Annotated in this window: 1 protein-coding gene; it reads right to left on the bottom strand. The window is 67.4% G+C overall.

Translation table 11 applies throughout. The features are described from left to right. Positions 1-1,114: formyl-CoA transferase (gene frc, locus ACH41F_RS41795; RefSeq protein WP_398839863.1), on the bottom strand; the 1,114-nt coding region annotated here is incomplete at its 3' end. Positions 1,115-1,116 lie beyond the last annotated feature (2 nt).

The following is a 1,116-nucleotide window of genomic DNA, read 5'->3' as shown; positions in this document are numbered from 1 at the left end:
GGGTGGGGGAGTCGGAGAGTTTGAGGGGGTTGCCGACGGTGGTGAAGGTGCCACGCCCGGGCTGGTCGACCTCGACGATCATCCCGTTCGCGGCGAGGGAGGCGTCCTCGATGATCTCCTTCGTGGAAAGGACCGGCCCGCACGGGATGCCGGCGGCGTTCAGCTGGTGCAGGACCTGCCACTTGGGCAGGGTCGCGGTCCATTCCTCGATCAGCTGGAACATCTTGCCCAGTTTCGGCAACCGGGCCCGGGGGGTCGCCCACTCGGGATCGTCGGCGAGTTCGGGCCGCCCGATGAGCCGGCTCAGCGGAGCCCACCCCACGGGCTGGACGATGACGTAGACGTAGTCGTTGGGGCCGCCCGGCGCGCACCGCACCGCCCAGCCCGGCTGCCCGCCCCCGGAGGCGTTGCCCGAACGGGGCACCTCCTCACCGAAGTCGTCATTGGGATACTCCTCCAACGGACCGCTCGAAAGCCGCTGCTGGTCACGGAGTTTGACCCGGCACAGATTCAGCACCGCATGCTGCATCGCCACATCCACCCGCTGACCACGCCCGGTACGCTCACGCTGGAACAGTGCCGCCACGATCCCCGCCACCGCATGCACCCCGGTGCCCGAGTCACCGATCTGCGCCCCCGTCGCCACCGGCGGACCGTCAGGAAACCCGGTCGTGGCCATCGACCCGCCCATCGCCTGCGCCACCACCTCATACGCCTTGAAACCGGTGTACGGGCCCTCACCGAAACCCTTGATCGACGCATACACGATCCGGGGATTGATCTCTTTGACCCGCTCCCAGGAAAACCCCATCCGCTCCACCGCACCCGGCCCGAAGTTCTCCACCAGCACATCCGAACGCCGGATCAACTCGACCAGCAGCTCCCTGCCCCGCTCCGACTTCGCGTTCAACGTCACACTGCGCTTGTTGCAGTTCAACATCGCGAAATACAGCGAGTCCACCCCCTCGATGTCCCGCAACTGCCCCCGCGTCACATCCCCGCCCGGCGCCTCCACCTTCACCACATCCGCACCCAGCCACGCCAGCAACTGCGTCGCCGACGGCCCCGACTGCACATGCGTCATATCCAGCACCCGCACACCCTCAAGAGCCATCG

Source organism: Streptomyces sp. NPDC020489, assembly GCF_044386545.1.
Lineage (GTDB): Bacteria > Actinomycetota > Actinomycetes > Streptomycetales > Streptomycetaceae > Streptomyces.
The sequence above is the reverse complement of the archived record's forward strand: the minus strand, read 5'-3'. Positions and strand labels throughout refer to the sequence as shown.